16 protein-coding genes are annotated in these 14,781 nt (G+C 64.6%); 9 read left to right on the top strand and 7 right to left on the bottom strand.

Annotation, left to right across the window (positions count from 1 at the left end; genetic code table 11):
* Positions 1 to 10 precede the first annotated feature (10 nt).
* From rnpA to rsmG (ERC79_RS11530), 5 genes are all read left to right on the top strand, one after another.
* The gene (rnpA, locus tag ERC79_RS11550; RefSeq protein WP_131578292.1) at positions 11 to 388 is read left to right on the top strand and encodes a ribonuclease P protein component; all 378 of its coding nucleotides are present in this window, start codon (positions 11 to 13) and stop codon (positions 386 to 388) included.
* Between the two features lie 68 nt (positions 389 to 456).
* Complete coding sequence (yidD, locus tag ERC79_RS11545) at positions 457 to 723, top strand: membrane protein insertion efficiency factor YidD (protein ID WP_242676878.1); 267 nt, start codon at positions 457 to 459, stop codon at positions 721 to 723.
* Between the two features lie 75 nt (positions 724 to 798).
* Positions 799 to 1,878, top strand: coding sequence for a membrane protein insertase YidC (gene yidC / locus ERC79_RS11540; RefSeq protein ID WP_131578288.1), 1,080 nt, complete (start codon positions 799 to 801; stop codon positions 1,876 to 1,878).
* Between the two features lie 21 nt (positions 1,879 to 1,899).
* Entirely contained in the window at positions 1,900 to 2,451 is a 552-nt protein-coding gene (locus ERC79_RS11535; RefSeq protein ID WP_131578286.1) for a protein jag, read from the top strand.
* A gap of 95 nt (positions 2,452 to 2,546) precedes the next feature.
* The gene (rsmG, locus tag ERC79_RS11530; protein WP_131578284.1) at positions 2,547 to 3,233 is read left to right on the top strand and encodes a 16S rRNA (guanine(527)-N(7))-methyltransferase RsmG; all 687 of its coding nucleotides are present in this window, start codon (positions 2,547 to 2,549) and stop codon (positions 3,231 to 3,233) included.
* Positions 3,234 to 3,327: 94 nt separating this feature from the next.
* Here the strand turns inward: rsmG (ERC79_RS11530) and ERC79_RS11525 are convergent, their stop codons facing one another.
* On the bottom strand, positions 3,328 to 4,167 hold the full coding sequence (locus tag ERC79_RS11525) for an alpha/beta fold hydrolase (protein ID WP_242676531.1): 840 nt from the start codon (positions 4,165 to 4,167) through the stop codon (positions 3,328 to 3,330).
* Positions 4,168 to 5,485: 1,318 nt separating this feature from the next.
* Between ERC79_RS11525 and rsmG (ERC79_RS11520) the strand changes: the two genes are divergently transcribed.
* The 4 genes from rsmG (ERC79_RS11520) (at position 5,486) to ERC79_RS11505 (ending at position 9,280) form a co-directional block, all read left to right on the top strand.
* Positions 5,486 to 6,166 carry a 16S rRNA (guanine(527)-N(7))-methyltransferase RsmG gene (gene rsmG, locus ERC79_RS11520; RefSeq protein WP_131578282.1) on the top strand — a complete coding sequence of 227 codons (681 nt, stop codon included), beginning with the start codon at positions 5,486 to 5,488 and terminating at the stop codon, positions 6,164 to 6,166.
* Between the two features lie 70 nt (positions 6,167 to 6,236).
* On the top strand, positions 6,237 to 7,244 hold the full coding sequence (locus ERC79_RS11515; protein ID WP_131578279.1) for a ParA family protein: 1,008 nt from the start codon (positions 6,237 to 6,239) through the stop codon (positions 7,242 to 7,244).
* A 2-nt stretch (positions 7,245 to 7,246) separates the two neighbouring features.
* Entirely contained in the window at positions 7,247 to 8,356 is a 1,110-nt protein-coding gene (locus ERC79_RS11510; RefSeq protein WP_131578277.1) for a ParB/RepB/Spo0J family partition protein, read from the top strand.
* Positions 8,357 to 8,593: 237 nt separating this feature from the next.
* Positions 8,594 to 9,280, top strand: a complete 687-nt coding sequence (locus ERC79_RS11505) for a GNAT family N-acetyltransferase (protein WP_131578275.1) — start codon at positions 8,594 to 8,596, stop codon at positions 9,278 to 9,280.
* A gap of 56 nt (positions 9,281 to 9,336) precedes the next feature.
* On the opposite strand, the gene ERC79_RS11500 is transcribed toward ERC79_RS11505, so the two are convergent.
* The 6 genes from ERC79_RS11500 to ERC79_RS11475 form a co-directional block, all read right to left on the bottom strand.
* Positions 9,337 to 10,524, bottom strand: coding sequence for an N-acetylmuramoyl-L-alanine amidase (locus ERC79_RS11500; protein WP_131578273.1), 1,188 nt, complete (start codon positions 10,522 to 10,524; stop codon positions 9,337 to 9,339).
* Positions 10,525 to 10,667: 143 nt separating this feature from the next.
* Positions 10,668 to 10,991: a thioredoxin gene (gene trxA / locus ERC79_RS11495; protein WP_131578271.1), complete on the bottom strand. Its 324-nt coding sequence runs from the start codon at positions 10,989 to 10,991 to the stop codon at positions 10,668 to 10,670.
* Positions 10,992 to 11,059: 68 nt separating this feature from the next.
* Positions 11,060 to 12,049, bottom strand: a complete 990-nt coding sequence (gene trxB, locus ERC79_RS11490; protein WP_131578269.1) for a thioredoxin-disulfide reductase — start codon at positions 12,047 to 12,049, stop codon at positions 11,060 to 11,062.
* Positions 12,050 to 12,225: 176 nt separating this feature from the next.
* A complete protein-coding gene (locus ERC79_RS11485) occupies positions 12,226 to 12,819 on the bottom strand; it encodes a TetR/AcrR family transcriptional regulator (protein ID WP_131578267.1) in 594 nt (197 codons plus the stop codon).
* A 30-nt stretch (positions 12,820 to 12,849) separates the two neighbouring features.
* Entirely contained in the window at positions 12,850 to 13,581 is a 732-nt protein-coding gene (locus ERC79_RS11480) for an ABC transporter ATP-binding protein (protein WP_131578265.1), read from the bottom strand.
* A complete protein-coding gene (locus tag ERC79_RS11475; RefSeq protein WP_131578263.1) occupies positions 13,578 to 14,705 on the bottom strand; it encodes an ABC transporter permease in 1,128 nt (375 codons plus the stop codon). Before ERC79_RS11475 ends, ERC79_RS11480 begins: the two co-directional genes overlap by 4 nt.
* Between the last annotated feature and the right edge of the window lie 76 nt (positions 14,706 to 14,781).

Here is a 14,781-nt window from a genome sequence, read left to right as displayed (position 1 = left end):
GGAGCTCGGGGTGTTACCTGAGCCGTACCGCCTGCGCCGGCGTGTGGATTTTTCCGCAACTGTGCGCCGCGGGCGTCGAATGGGTAGACGAGACCTGGTCGTCCACGCTCTCGAGCGTGGACAGGCCGAGTCTTTGGTGAGTCATGGCGGGCCCCGTTTCGGGCTCGTCGTCAGTAAAGCTGTCGGACCGGCGGTGATTCGACATCGAGTCGCCCGCCGGTTTCGTCATATCTGTGCCGGGTTGGTCGATACCGTTCCGGTGGACACCGATGTGGTGATTCGCGCGTTGCCGGGTTCAGCGACTGCCAGTTCCCAGGAACTCGACAAACAGCTGCGTTCCGTGCTCGAGAAGCTGAATCTTCTCGCCGGTGCAGGTACCCCCGCATGAGCAATGAAACCGACGAGGCGCGGACCGAATCCGGTCCGCGCTCCTCGTCGTTTGTCGTCACTTCGTGGATGACGCTGCGTTCCCTGCCCGCAAGAGCCCTCATCTTTCTGATCGAGCTGTACCGGACGTACGTGTCCCCCCTGCGCCTGCCTACGTGTCGGTTCATGCCGACGTGCAGCGAGTACGCGGTCGACGCGCTACGGACCCACGGTGCAGTGAAGGGTTCGGCGTTGAGCGTCGTGCGGCTGGTGAAGTGCGCGCCCTGGCACCCTGGTGGGTGGGATCCCGTCCCGGAACGACGTGGACGGCACATCCATCATGCGAGTCCGGAATGATGCGCCGCGCTTGCCCGATACTTGCCCAACACCACGGTGTGGTGAACGTGGACGAACAGAGGAGTACTTAGAGCCGTGCTCGACATCATTTACTATCCGGTGTCCGGGATCCTGTGGGTCTGGCACAAGGTGTTCGGCGCCGTTCTCGGAGCTGACAACGGATTCGCGTGGGCGCTGTCCGTCATGTTCCTCGTCTTCACGCTGCGCGCCATCCTCTACAAGCCGTTCGTGAAGCAGGTGCGCACTACGCGGCAGATGCAGGAACTGCAGCCGCAGATCAAGGCGCTACAGAAGAAGTACTCCAAGGACCGCCAGCGCATGGCGGTCGAGATGCAGAAGCTCCAGAAGGAGCACGGCTTCAACCCGATCATGGGTTGCCTGCCGGTGCTGTTGCAGGCGCCGGTGTTCATCGGCCTGTTCCATGTGCTGCGCTCGTTCAACCGCACAGGCGAAGGCTTCGGCCAGCTTGGTATGTCGGTCGAGGAGAACGCCAACACCGCGAACTACTTCTTCAGCTCGGCCGACGTCCAGTCGTTCTTGAGTGCCCGCCTGTTCGGCGCCCCGATCTCGTCGTACATCACGATGCCGAAGGAGACGCTGCAGTCGTTCGGTGAGTACGGCACCGTGCCGACGGTCCTGAACGTAGCGGCAGTCTCCATTCCGCTGATGGTGATCGCATCGATCGCGACGCACTTCAACTCGCGGGCATCGGTGGCTCGTCAGAGTGAGGCTGCCGCCGCCAACCCGCAGTCGGCGATCATGAACAAGCTTGCGCTGTGGGTGTTCCCGCTCGGCGTGCTCGTCGGTGGCCCCTTCCTGATGATCGCGATCCTCCTGTACTGGGTGTCGAACAATATCTGGACCTACGCGCAGCAGCACCTGGTGTTCCGCAAGATCGACTCGGAGGAAGACGCCAAGAAGCGGGCCGCGCTCGAGCGTCGTGCCGACAACGCACCCAAGCCGGGTGTGCGCCCGTCGCTGGACAAGAAGAAGGGGGCGCAAGCCCCTGCCGCGAGCGACGACGAGGTGCAGGCTGATGACACCCCCGAGGCTCGAGATGCGTCCGGAAGCGGTGGATCGACGTCCCCGCGGCAGAAACCGAAGCCACGCCCGGCTGCGAATCGCCCCAAGAGCAACAAGCGCAAGCGGCGCTGACCTCGAGAAGAGAGAACGACGATGACCAGTGAGCAGGACACCGCCCGGGCCGGTGAGAACAGGGAGGGCACAGACGTGGTACTCGAGACTCAGAATGCGGAAACCGATGTCGAGGACGATCTGATCGAGGAAGGCGAGATCGCTGGCGACTACCTCGAGCAGCTGCTCGACGTCCTGGACTTCGACGGTGATATCGACCTCGACGTCGAGGGTGATCGTGCAGTTGTCAGCATTGACGGCGGCGACGACCTGGCAAAGCTGGTCGGCCGCAAGGGCGAGGTGCTCGATGCGCTACAGGAGCTGACTCGCTTGGCTGTGCAGCAGTCGACCGGCGAGCGTAGCCGCCTGATGCTCGACGTAGCTGGCTGGCGTGCCGGACGACGCGAGGAACTCAGCGCACTGGGTAAGGCCGCCGCGGAGCGCGTTCTAGCGTCTGGTGAGCGCGAGGAGCTGACCCCGATGACGCCGTTCGAGCGCAAAATCGTGCACGACGCCGTCGCGAAGGTCGCCGGCGTCTCCAGTGAGAGCGAGGGCGCCGAGCCGTCCCGCCGGGTGGTTGTACTCAAGGATTGACGGACATCGTCCGGTGTCGAGGCCGAGGGGCCCGCGGGTGTCGCACCGCGGGCCCCTCGGCTTTTCTCTTGTTGGTTGGTGGTGGGTTGGGAAGGATGTTTCACGTGGAACTGGTGGATGAGCAGTGGGATGTTGTCGGTGCGGTTGCTCGGGTGTTCGGTGAGCGGGCGTCGTTGGCGGAGGCGTATTACGCGTCGTTGGCGTCGGATGGTGTGGTGCGGGGGTTGATCGGTCCGCGGGAGGTGCCGCGGTTGTGGGTGCGGCATGTGCTCAATTGTGCGGTGGTGGGTGAGTTGGTGGGGGCGAACGAGTCTGTGGTGGATGTGGGTTCGGGTGCGGGGTTGCCGGGGATTCCGTTGGCGATTGCGCGGCCGGATGTGCGGGTGACGTTGGTGGAGCCGTTGTTGCGGCGGTCGGTGTATTTGCAGGAGTTTGTGGATTCGGTGGGGTTGTCGAATGTTTCGGTGGTTCGGGGGCGTGCGGAGCAGGAAGGGGTGGTGAAGGAGGTTGGTGGTGCGGATGTGGTGACGTCGCGGGCGGTGGCGCCGTTGGAGCGGTTGGTGCGGTGGTCGCTGCCGTTGGTGCGTGTGGGTGGGAGGATGTTGGCGTTGAAGGGTTCGAGTGCGGCGGAGGAGATTTCCCGTGACCGTGCTTCCCTTGGCCGGTTGGGTGCTGGCAAGCTGGAGGTTGTCGAGTGTGGTGTTGGTGTGTTGCCGGTGCCGACGATTGTGGTGAGCGCAGAACGCGTCCCGCACCACCGGCACCGCAGTCAACGCCACTGACCTGACCCTGATCCGACGGGTCACCCATCGCGGTCGGCGCCGACCCGACTTGTGACCCACTCCCCTACCCCGGACGGATGGGCAAACGGTCCGATCAGCCCCCGACGAACGGCGCGACGAACACACACGGCACGGGCCGCGGATGTTCCGGATCGAGGGCGTTGAGCACGTGGCCGGCGGTGACGCGGGATGCCAAGAGCGCGATATGGTCCGAGTAGTCCTGCGAACAGCCGTCCTGAACCACGATGTTCGTCGCGTTGGGGCCCTCCACGTAGCCACTGGTGTACGGCAAGATCCCCTCGTCATAGCGGGTCATGATGTTGGTGTAGGTGACTTCCGGCGCAAACAGGCCACCCTCGTGCAGCTTCGCAATGAACTGTGATTCGGGCAGGAACTGGAGACATGCCTGGCAGAACGGCAGCATGCCACGGGCGTCGTCGGTGCCGAGACCGAGAATCGTTGCGCCACCGTCCGGTCCGATGAGTGCACTGCCGTTCCAGGCCGGACCGAGTGAGATGTACTTGTCGACCTTGGCTGCGCCGCCGAGGTACTTGACGAAGTAGTTGGGCACTACCGATCCTTGCGAGACACCCAGGATGTCCACGCGTGCCGCGCCGGTCGCCGCGAGCACCTCGTCCACGAAGGCGCCGATCTGGGCCGCGCTGTCCTCTGCGCGGATCATTCCCCCGATTGCGCTGATCGGGTACGGCTGGTCTGCGTAGTTCCCGAAGGTCGGCGCAAAGACGCAGTAGCCCTCGTTGGCGAGCAACGGTGCAAACGTGGTCCAGTTGTTGAGTCGATTGCCGGCAGTGCCGTGGACGAGCACCACGGGGTTCGGGTGGTCCGCGGTCGGCCGGCACGACCAGTCGTTGGATCCGGTTGCCGACCCGCCGGAATTGGTGAACTCGTCCTGAACGAAGAGGTTGGAGGGCACCGAGTACGTGGTGTCTTCGCTTGGATCCCCCGGTTCCTACTGCGGCGGCGAGGGCCGTCAGAACCACGGCCACCACGATCCGTCACTCCCGTCGGTTCGATCTGCTGCTTCTCGACCGTTGCATCGCCCGTCCTCTGTCGAATCTTGTTGATGAGTCGGTACGACCTGGACGTCTGATGTGGTGTGGTTTTGGTGATCCAGGTGTTTCACGTGAATCATGCTGGGGTGCACCGACAGTCACCGTATTACCCCGGATGGGGTTTTGTCCGAATTCAGTACCCACCCACGGGTATCAGTCCATTTCGTCACTGTGACAATCTAATTAGTGGAAGTCATTGTGCTGTGGCGACTCTGCCTAGTCGTGAGTCGCTCCTCTCAACCCCGGGCGCGGAAGTCTCGCCGCATTGGAGATCAGGGTGCCTACGACTGTGAGTGGGCACCGAATGCGGTGAACGGAGAGAGTCGACGAGTAGCCGATGATCGATCGGAGATGGAATAGGCGAGATTGCCGCCGGACGTCGAACCGATGATGGAGGGGCTCATCGCCTAGGTGCATCCGGTGAACTTGGACATCCCCGACTAGCTCGATCCGGTGCAGGAGATCGTCAAGCGATTCTGCTGATTTCGTCGACACCGCCGCATTGGGCACGCGGGCCGCGATGGGCCAGGCTCAGTGTAGGACGGACGGTTGAGAGTCAGCGTGTGGCCTCTTCTGTTGGTGAGTGGTTGGAGGCTGAGATGCCCCGCCGATGTTTCACGTGAATCACGACCATCGACCCCTTCCCTCCCCTGTCGTTGAGGCGGCGCCCGTCCGCGATTCTGGCGCCAGGCAGTTCCACAGGTAGGGATCGCGGACGAGTTTGTGCATCGTGGAGGGGAATCCGCTCATGTGCACCCCGTGCCCGCGTTGAGACTTCACTTCTCGACGCTTCCAGGCGGGTCCGAAGCGCATCCGTGCTCAGGTCGGAGCCCGGCGGTTGGAGTATCGCGGGTGCTCGACTTCCACGCGGCGCCGACCGGTCCGTCGGTCTACCCGTCTGCCCGACCGCCTTGTGCTCGGGATGGCGGCGACGGCCGTCGCATCGGAGCTCAGGTCGAGGGATCCGGCCGCCAGACCTCCGTAGTGTGCGTGTCGAATGTTCTACGTGAAACATCGACGGGCGATGCAGGAAGATGCGTCGGTCAAGGCGCCCACTGGCGTGACCACTCCCCTCCCCTACCGAGTCATGTGGCCCGGGGGTCGCCGGATCCCGCGTTTCAACCGTCGCAGCGGATTTGGGGTAGCCCAAGTTTGTTGGTTGGTGGTGGGTTGGGAAGGATGTTTCACGTGGAACTGGTGGATGAGCAGTGGGATGTTGTCGGTGCGGTTGCTCGGGTGTTCGGTGAGCGGGCGTCGTTGGCGGAGGCGTATTACGCGTCGTTGGCGTCGGATGGTGTGGTGCGGGGGTTGATCGGTCCGCGGGAGGTGCCGCGGTTGTGGGTGCGGCATGTGCTCAATTGTGCGGTGGTGGGTGAGTTGGTGGGGGCGAACGAGTCTGTGGTGGATGTGGGTTCGGGTGCGGGGTTGCCGGGGATTCCGTTGGCGATTGCGCGGCCGGATGTGCGGGTGACGTTGGTGGAGCCGTTGTTGCGGCGGTCGGTGTATTTGCAGGAGTTTGTGGATTCGGTGGGGTTGTCGAATGTTTCGGTGGTTCGGGGGCGTGCGGAGCAGGAAGGGGTGGTGAAGGAGGTTGGTGGTGCGGATGTGGTGACGTCGCGGGCGGTGGCGCCGTTGGAGCGGTTGGTGCGGTGGTCGCTGCCGTTGGTGCGTGTGGGTGGGAGGATGTTGGCGTTGAAGGGTTCGAGTGCGGCGGAGGAGATTTCCCGTGACCGTGCTTCCCTTGGCCGGTTGGGTGCTGGCAAGCTGGAGGTTGTCGAGTGTGGTGTTGGTGTGTTGCCGGTGCCGACGATTGTGGTGAGCGCAGAACGCGTCCCGCACCACGGTCGCCGGCACCGCTAGGTTGCGGGCATTCGAGCGGTCGACAGTCGAGAATTACGTTATGAGTGGTCACCAAGCGAAGGAGCAGTAGATGTCGGCTGGATCTGAATCCGCCGTTTCACGGGAAGCGGTTTCACGTGAAACCGATGCCCCGTCCGACTCGACGAGCGGCAGTCGAGACAAAGACTTCTCCCACTCCCCCTACGCCGGAATCTCCCTCGCGGACACGCCGATCGGCGCGGCCGCTCAGCGTGCGAGTCAGGTGTTGCACCCAGGGTCGGTGACCCTCCCGAAGCCGCCGAAGCGGCGGGTGTTCACTATCGCCAATCAGAAGGGTGGCGTCGGCAAGACCACCTCGACGGTGAATCTGGCGTCCGCGCTGGCGATCCAGGGCCTCACCGTCCTCGTCGTGGACCTCGATCCCCAGGGCAATGCGAGCACAGCACTCGGTGTCACCCACACGTCGGGAACGCCGTCGAGCTACGAGTTGCTCCTCGGTGAGGTCACCGCGGCCGAGGCGATTCAGCAAAGCCCACACAACGAACGGCTCCATTGCATTCCCGCGACGATCGATCTGGCCGGTGCCGAGATCGAACTCGTCTCGATGGTGGCTCGCGAAAACCGGCTCAAGAACGCCCTCTCCGAGACGGCACTTGCTGACATCGACGCCGACTTCATCCTCATCGATTGCCCGCCGTCCCTCGGCCTGCTCACCGTCAACGCGATGGTGGCAGCGCGGGAGGTGCTGATCCCGATTCAGTGCGAGTACTACGCACTCGAGGGCGTCGGACAGCTCCTGCGGAATATCGAACTGGTGCAGGCGCATCTCAACCCGGAACTGCACGTCTCGACGGTCCTACTGACGATGTACGACGCGCGCACCAAGCTTGCTGACCAGGTCGCTGAGGAGGTGCGTAAGCACTTCGGCAGTGCGGTGCTGCGCGCGGTCATCCCCCGCAGCGTGAAGGTGTCCGAGGCGCCCGGCTACGGGATGACCGTCCTCGACTACGACCCGGGTTCACGGGGCGCGATGAGCTACCTCGACGCCGGCCGCGAACTTGCCGCACGCGGAATGTCCACCACGACGCAGGAGCAGTAGAGATGGCGCAGACACGAAAGGGAGGCCTCGGACGCGGCCTGGCGGCACTCATTCCGACTGGTCCTGCCAACGGCGGTCCCGGGCTGGGCAGCGCGGCCGCCGACGTCATCATCGGCACCGCGACACCCGCGGCCGCCACCACCATCGATTCGGATGCGGCCGAGGCGCCCGCGCCCAAGGCGACGAAAAAAGCGGCTCCGAAGGACGTGGACCGGGAGGCGAAGCCGGCGTCCGACGACACCGTCGCCGTCGCCCCCACGCCGACGCCCGCGGTCCGCACGGGCGACGAGCCCCTCTCCCCCGCGGGTGCCGTGTATCACGAGATCGCACCACATCTGATCGAGCCGAATCCCAAGCAGCCTCGTCATGTCTTCGACGAGGAGGCGCTGGGCGAGCTGGTGCACTCGATCCGTGAGTTCGGTCTGATGCAGCCGATCGTCGTCCGCCGAGTCGGTTCCGACCGATATCAGCTCGTCATGGGCGAGCGTCGCTGGCGGGCCAGCCAGGCTGCCGGGCTCGAGACGATCCCCGCGATCGTTCGGGACACCGCCGATGAGACCCTGCTGCGTGACGCCCTGCTGGAGAACATCCACCGGGTGCAGCTCAACCCGCTCGAAGAGGCTGCGGCATATCAGCAGTTGCTCGAGGAGTTCGAGGTCACTCACGAGGAGCTGGCGGCCCGCATCGGACGGTCCCGGCCCGTCGTGACGAACATGATCCGGCTACTCAAGCTGCCGATCCCAGTGCAGCGCCGGGTCGCGGCGGGTGTGCTGTCCGCTGGCCACGCTCGGGCACTATTGTCACTCGAGGCGGGTGCGGATGCCCAGGAGGTCCTTGCGGCCCGGATCGTCGCCGAGGGTATGTCGGTCCGGGCGACAGAGGAGGCGGTGATGCTCGCGAACCGGGAGGGGCCCGCTCCTGCCCCGGCTGCCAAGCGGCGTCCGATTCAGATGCCGGGCCTGCAGGATGTCGCGGAGCGGTTGTCGAATTCGTTCGACACTCGCGTCACCGTCAGTCTCGGTAAGCGAAAGGGCAAGATCGTCGTCGAGTTCGGTTCGGTGGATGACCTCGAGCGGATCGTGACCATGATGGAGCAGCCGAAGGCTGACTGAGAGTGTTCGAGGCCCGTATCGGAAGTCCCGGTAGATATGTCACAGTGACGCTATCGCCATCGACTCATGGGGTGGGCCGCCCGATTCTCGCGAAAGTAGCTGTATCACAAGATTATTGGGAAGCGCACTCTCGACGCCGAGCCGTAAGCGGAACTATCCCCTACTCTGTAGGTGATAGTTCCGCCACGGTGAGGGGCAGAACTATCAGGACAGCGGTTAGGGAGGCTGGCTTACACAGTGTCGACTAGCGTCACGTCACTCACACTGGACGGTCTGGACAAGCTGTCCTCACACGCGCGTCGCTGCGTCTTCTGGGAGATGGACCCGGTAGCCGTCCGTAGTTCGCGTAGATTCTGCGATCCGGAGTTCGAGAAGGAAGCATGGCTGTCGATGGTCATGCTCGAATGGGGTTCGTGCGGTCAGGTCGCTCTCGTTGATGACAAGCCGGCCGGTAGCGCACTGTATGCGCCGCCGAATATGGTCCCGCGATCGGATCTGTTTCCCACGTCCCCGGTCAGTGCGGACGCGATTCTCTTGACCACCATGCGCCTCGAACCCGTCGCCGAAGGCAGCGAGCTGGGGGCCACTCTGATCCAGGCCGCTGTCGGTGACCTGGTGCGACGTGGCGTTCGCGCCCTCGAAGCGTTCGGGATCCGAGACGAGACCTCCTCCCCTACCGGAGTTCCGTCCGCCACCGCGGCGCGCGAGTGCTCACCGCAGGAGTGCATGATCAGTGCCGACTTTCTGTCGGACGTCGGATTCGAGGTGGTTGCGCCGCATCACCGGTTCCCGCGGTTGCGCCTCGAGCTCGACCGCGACCACCTGTGGAAGGCGGACGTCGAAGCGGCGCTGGAGCGGCTCCTGGAGACCGCCGCGCTATCGCTAGTCGACATCGGGGAGAAAACGGCTGTAGGAGCCCATTAGGGGCCTCTGTGGCCGTGCCCCGTTTGCGCCTGTTCCTGATGAATGTCCTCAGGAACTCAGCGGGCCAGTTCCTCGGCCAGTAGTTCCGCGAACGTGAACGTTCCGGTCGGAGCATCGTCCTGGCCCAGCAGGTACAGGCGCTTGACGGCGATCAGGATCGCCTCGGCGATCGTGTCGCGGCTCCGCGGGTTCGTCAGCACCGAAACGTCGGAATCGTTTGTGAGATAACCGATGTCGACCTGAACGGTCGGCATGTTGGTGATACGCAACAGATCCCACGTGCGACCGTGATTTCGACAGTCCCGCAACGGAGTTCGCGCCACTATTTCACGCTGGATGAATCCGGTGAGAATCTGTCCGATCATGGACGTCGAGCCGTGCGAGTTCCCGAAGTGGAAGCTGGCCACCCCGCCGGCCGCGGGACTGGGGTTGCTGTCACAGCGCAGCGAGATCATCAGATCGGCGTCGAAACCGTTTGCGGTCTCGGCCCGCGAGGCTTCCGTGGGGTTGGTCCCCTGCGATCGGGACAGGAAGGTCTCCATCCCGGTGGCAGCCATCCGGCCTTCGAGGCGGCTCGAGAGATCCCACAGGATCTCGGCCTCGCTCATCGGACCGTTCGGGGTCTGCACAATCATGCCGGTGGCATCGCCGCCGAGACCCGGATCGATCACGATTCGCTTACCGCTCAGCTGCGGTCCGGACCGGCGGACCAGCTCCTCCTCGCTGATTGCGTGAGGAGAGCCCCCGGACACTCGGGTGCCGAGCAGCTCGAGCGACCGTAGGGTTGCCGGCCCACAGATGCCGTCGGCGGCGATGCCGATTTCGCGCTGGAACGAGCTGAGCGCCTCGTGTGTCTGTGGCCCGAAGTAGCCGTCGACGCGGCCGATATAGAACCCCAGATCCTGTAGCCGGGTCTGCAGGGCGGCGACATCGTCGCCGTACAGCGGCGCCGACAGCTGGTAGATGAGGGTGCGCGCGCCGAGCCGGTATGAGGCCTCCTTCAGCGACCGGTAGGTCGCCGCGCCGACGATACCGTCGACGAGGAGCCCACGCTGCTGCTGGAAAGCACGGACCGCGGAGTCCAGGTGATGATCGAACATCGCGTCGGGTGACACCCAGTGCGAACCGTTGACGGCCTCACGGTGCCTCTCAGCGATGCCGTTGTGCAGGAATCCCAGGCCGGTCAAAGTACCCCGAATCTCGGCGACGGCGGGGCCGTGATCGCCGTGACGGAGTAGCTGCATGCTGGAGGGCCTTTCGTTGCTGACGTCGATCGATTCTCTCAGACGGCCGTGCCATATAGGCAATCCAGTAGGCCACAGTGTGACTAAGGCTGTAGTGGCAATCAGGTCACGCTGTGGCCTACTGGGCCGACCTAACGGACGAATCAGAGAACGCCGGCGAGGTCCTTGAGCAGGGCGGCCTTGCCCTTTGCGCCGACGATCGTCTTCACCGGCTTGCCGCCCTGAAACAGGATCATCGTGGGAATGGACATCACCTGGAAATCGCGTGCGGCACCCGGATTCTGGTCGATATCGAGCTTGGCGACAGTCAGCTTGTCGCCATGCTCACCGGCGATCTCCTCGAGCACCGGGGCGACCATCTTGCACGGCCCGCACCAGGTGGCCCAGAAGTCGACGAGCACGGGCTTCTCGGATTCGAGAACCTGCTGTTTGAACGACTCGTCGTTGATGGTGATGGTGTTCGCCACGGGATCCTCCTGGGATGTGGGAATGCGGGATCTGAGAATGGAACGGATGGAGCTCGAAAACTCGGGTGTCAGGACTTGACGCTGACGGGCTCGCCGGCGGCGGCGAGGGTGTTCTCGCTGATGTCGCCCTGATCGGCCAGCCAGCGCTCGGCGTCGATCGCCGCGGAGCATCCGGTGCCGGCTGCAGTGATCGCCTGGCGGTAGGTGTGGTCCACCAGGTCACCGGCCGCGAAGACGCCCTCGATCGAGGTTGCGGTGGTCGGCGACTGCACGCTCACATATCCGGCGTCGTCGAGGTCCACCTGGCCCTTGACGAGCTCGCTGCGCGGATCGTGACCGATCGCGACGAACATGCCGGTGACGTCGAGCGTGGACTGCTCACCGGTGACGGTGTCGCGCACCACCAGACCGGTGACGCTGTTGTCGCCGAGGACCTCGACAGGCTCGGCGTTGGTGAGGAAACGGATCTTCTCGTTCGCCTTGGCCCGCTCGAGCATGATCCGGGACGCACGGAACTCCTCGCGGCGGTGCACGAGGGTGACGCTGCGGGCGAACTTGGTGAGGAACGTGGCCTCCTCCATCGCCGAGTCGCCGCCACCGACCACGACGATGTCCTGGTCGCGGAAGAAGAAGCCGTCGCAGGTGGCGCACGCGCTCACGCCGCGGCCGAGGAGGCGCTCCTCGCCGGGGATACCGAGGTAACGCGCAGCGGCGCCCATTGCAAGGATGACGGCGCGGGCGTAGTAGGTCTCGCCGTTTGCGACAACCTTCTTGATCGGCCCGTCGAGTTCGAGTTCCTCTACGTCCTCGGTGCGGATGTCGGTACCGAACCGCTTGGCCTGCTCACGCATCTCGTCCATCAGGTCCGGGCCCATGATGCCCTCGCGGAAGCCGGGGAAGTTCTCCACCTCGGTGGTCGTCATCAGGGCGCCGCCGAACTGCGTGCCCTCGAACAACACGGGCTCGAGCTCGGCGCGGGCCGCGTACACGCCGGCCGTGTATCCGGCCGGTCCGGAGCCGACGATGATGAGGTCACGGACTGTGGTCGGAGTAGTCATGCGGGCCTTCCTGTTGCCTGTGCTGCGGGCATTTACGTACCTGATCTCCCGAAACCCGCGCCGGGTGGCACAGTCTGTGGAGTCGGCTAGGTCAACAACAGATTAGTGGGTGTTGTTCCCATCGTCCCGGTGCCACGTGTCGCCGTGACGCGGTGTTCCAGCGGTCGCGCGGTGTTTCACGTGGAACATTCACCCAACTGTTTGACGTACGGGCGGATCAGCGCGGCCGTGGTGCGCCGGACGTTCTCGACGTCCTCGCCGCGTTCGATCTGGCGGGTGGCCGCATGCAGGACGGCGTTGATCAGATCGGCCGTGGCCGGGACGTCCTCGACTCCGAGTGCCGTGAGTGCCTCGACCAGCGGGGTGATCAGATCGTCGTGCATCGCGCGGCTTTTCGCATCGAGTTCGGGCCCCGGTGCAAGCTGAGCCAGAGCCGTCGCGATCGCGTGCTCGCCCTCCGCCACCAATACGAGGTTCGCGTCGATGTAGGCCAGTACGCGGCATCCCGGGGTGTCGGCGTCGGACATCGCCTCGGATACCCGGGCCGACCACCGCGGGAAGGAGTCTTCGATCAAGGCCTCGAGTAGGTGCTGCCGGGACTTGAAGTATTGGTACATGCTCGACCGTGCGAGCCCGGCCCGCGCGGCGACTTCGCCGAACTGAGGGACCTCTGTCGCATCCTCGGAGAGCACGGCCCGTGCGGCGTCGAGGAGGGCACGTTGTTGCGCGGCTCGATGCTCACCGACGGTGGGTGCATTGATCCGCGGCACATGCCCTCCTCGCTCGCTGTGAGTTCCGGATTACCGGGGCGCGAGCCGTCCGTCCGTCATCTCGACCACGCGGTCGCAATAGTCGAGCACATCGTAGTCGTGGGTCACCATGACGGTTCCGACGCTCGATTCCCGCGTCTCCTGTGCTAGCAACTTGACGATCTCATGGCTACGGGCCCGGTCGAGTGCCGCGGTGGGCTCGTCGACCAGCAGCAGTGACGGCGATGCCATCAGCGCGCGAGCGATGCCGACCCGCTGCCGCTCGCCGCCCGACAACTGATCGGGGCGACGGTCGGCCCGGTGACCCAGACCCACCTGTTCGAGCAGCTGCAGCGGATCGCGGAACGTTCTGCCCTTGGTGCTCCCGAGGTGCGACACCAGACGCAGCTGATCGGCCGCCGTCAGTGACGGGATCAGGTTGCCACTCTGGAACACGAACCCGATGTGTCGGAGCCGGAACCTCGCGGCCTCGGCACGCTTCATCGTGAGCAGGTCGTGTCCACCGACCCGGACACTGCCCGAATCGGGGGCGGTGAGCGCACCTGCGACAGCGAGCAGGCTCGACTTGCCCGAGCCCGACGGGCCGACGACGGCAACCATCTCGCCGGGGCGGACCATCAGGCTCACCGCGTCGAGTGCGGTCACGGTCTGCTCGCCGTCCCCGAGGCGCAGATTGGCGTCGACGATCTCGAGGGCAGCAGTGTCGACGGCGGTGCCGGTGGTGGTCACGGTGGAATTCTCCCGATTTCCTTGTGTGCTCATCGTTGTCCTCCCAGCGCGTTCAACGGATCGACCGAGGCGATGCGGACGATGGCGACTGCGGCGCCGATCAGTCCGAGAACTGTCAGCAGAATTGCGGCCACAGCCACGGCGCCGGGTTCGAGCAGGAACGGAACTCCCCCGCCGATCAGCGAACCGAAGCCGTAGCCGACGGCGGCGCCGACGGCTACCGAGCCGAGAAGCAGGATGAACGCCTGCGCCAGACCGTCGCGTAGTAGGTAGCCGGTGGACGCACCCATCGCACGCATGACCGCGATCTCGTGCTTGCGCTGGATCGTCCACACCGTGAAGAAGGCGCCGACGACGAGCGCGGAGATTGCGTACAGGAACACCTTGATCAGATCGAGGGTCATCGTCTCGGCGCTGAATCCTGGCGACGATGCAAACGAATCCTCCAGGGACACAGTCGAAGTGCCAGCCGCTGCGTCGCCCGCGGCATAGTCGATGGTGGTTCCGGGCTGGGCGTGCAGCGCCACAGCGGTGGCCTCGGTCAATGACTGCGCAGGCATCTCTTCGCCTGGACGGACACCCGCGTGCAGTTCACGCCAGGTGTCGATAGGCACGTACGCGACATCGACGTGGCCGAATGTCTGCTTACCGCCTGTGACGCCGACGACCTTCAGTTCGGTGCCCAGACGGTCGATGGTGACGATGTCGCCGAGCGCGACGCCGGTGTCGAGTGCGCTCTTACTGATCACGATGCCGTCGGGTGCGTTCAGTCCGGAACCGACGGCGGCATCGGGCGCCAGGAAAGAGTCGGCCGGCACCCCGAACAGTGCAAGGTCGATCGGCAGGCCCTTGTCGTTGTGCGCGTTGACCAGCATGTTGCCGAACGGCTCGGCCGCTGCGACGCCGGGCTGTTCACGCCAGGCCTCGACTTGCTCGTCGGTGACGACACTGCGGGAGAAGGCCGAGTCGGTCTTGGTGCCTTCGTTGAAGGCAAATCCGGCAACCGGGGTCGCCTTCAGACCGGAGACGCCATCCTCGACCAGTCCGGAGGACAGGCCCGACAGCAAAACCATCAGTACCGAGATGAGCGCGATCACGCCTCCCATCAGACCGAATCTGGATCGCGCGAACCGCAGTTCTCGCAGGGCGAGGAACATCACAATCTCCTTGTCGAATCCGGCCGCCCGAATTTTCCCGACGGCATGTCGGCAAAATATACCAACGCAGTGTCGG

The organism is Rhodococcus sp. ABRD24, assembly GCF_004328705.1.
Classification (GTDB): Bacteria; Actinomycetota; Actinomycetes; order Mycobacteriales; family Mycobacteriaceae; genus Prescottella.
Note: the sequence above shows the minus strand (reverse complement) of the source record. Positions and strands in the feature narration are given on the sequence as shown.

Coding starts and splice junctions, on each gene's coding strand:
- ERC79_RS11480 (WP_131578265.1), bottom strand. CDS start 13,581: ATGAGCACACAAGGAAATCGGGAGAATTCCACCGTGACCACCACCGGC.
- rsmG (WP_131578284.1), top strand. CDS start 2,547: ATGTTTCACGTGGAACTGGTGGATGAGCAGTGGGATGTTGTCGGTGCG.
- rsmG (WP_131578282.1), top strand. CDS start 5,486: ATGTTTCACGTGGAACTGGTGGATGAGCAGTGGGATGTTGTCGGTGCG.
- trxB (WP_131578269.1), bottom strand. CDS start 12,049: ATGACTACTCCGACCACAGTCCGTGACCTCATCATCGTCGGCTCCGGA.
- ERC79_RS11515 (WP_131578279.1), top strand. CDS start 6,237: ATGTCGGCTGGATCTGAATCCGCCGTTTCACGGGAAGCGGTTTCACGT.
- yidD (WP_242676878.1), top strand. CDS start 457: ATGACGCTGCGTTCCCTGCCCGCAAGAGCCCTCATCTTTCTGATCGAG.
- ERC79_RS11510 (WP_131578277.1), top strand. CDS start 7,247: ATGGCGCAGACACGAAAGGGAGGCCTCGGACGCGGCCTGGCGGCACTC.
- ERC79_RS11535 (WP_131578286.1), top strand. CDS start 1,900: ATGACCAGTGAGCAGGACACCGCCCGGGCCGGTGAGAACAGGGAGGGC.
- ERC79_RS11475 (WP_131578263.1), bottom strand. CDS start 14,705: ATGTTCCTCGCCCTGCGAGAACTGCGGTTCGCGCGATCCAGATTCGGT.
- ERC79_RS11500 (WP_131578273.1), bottom strand. CDS start 10,524: ATGCAGCTACTCCGTCACGGCGATCACGGCCCCGCCGTCGCCGAGATT.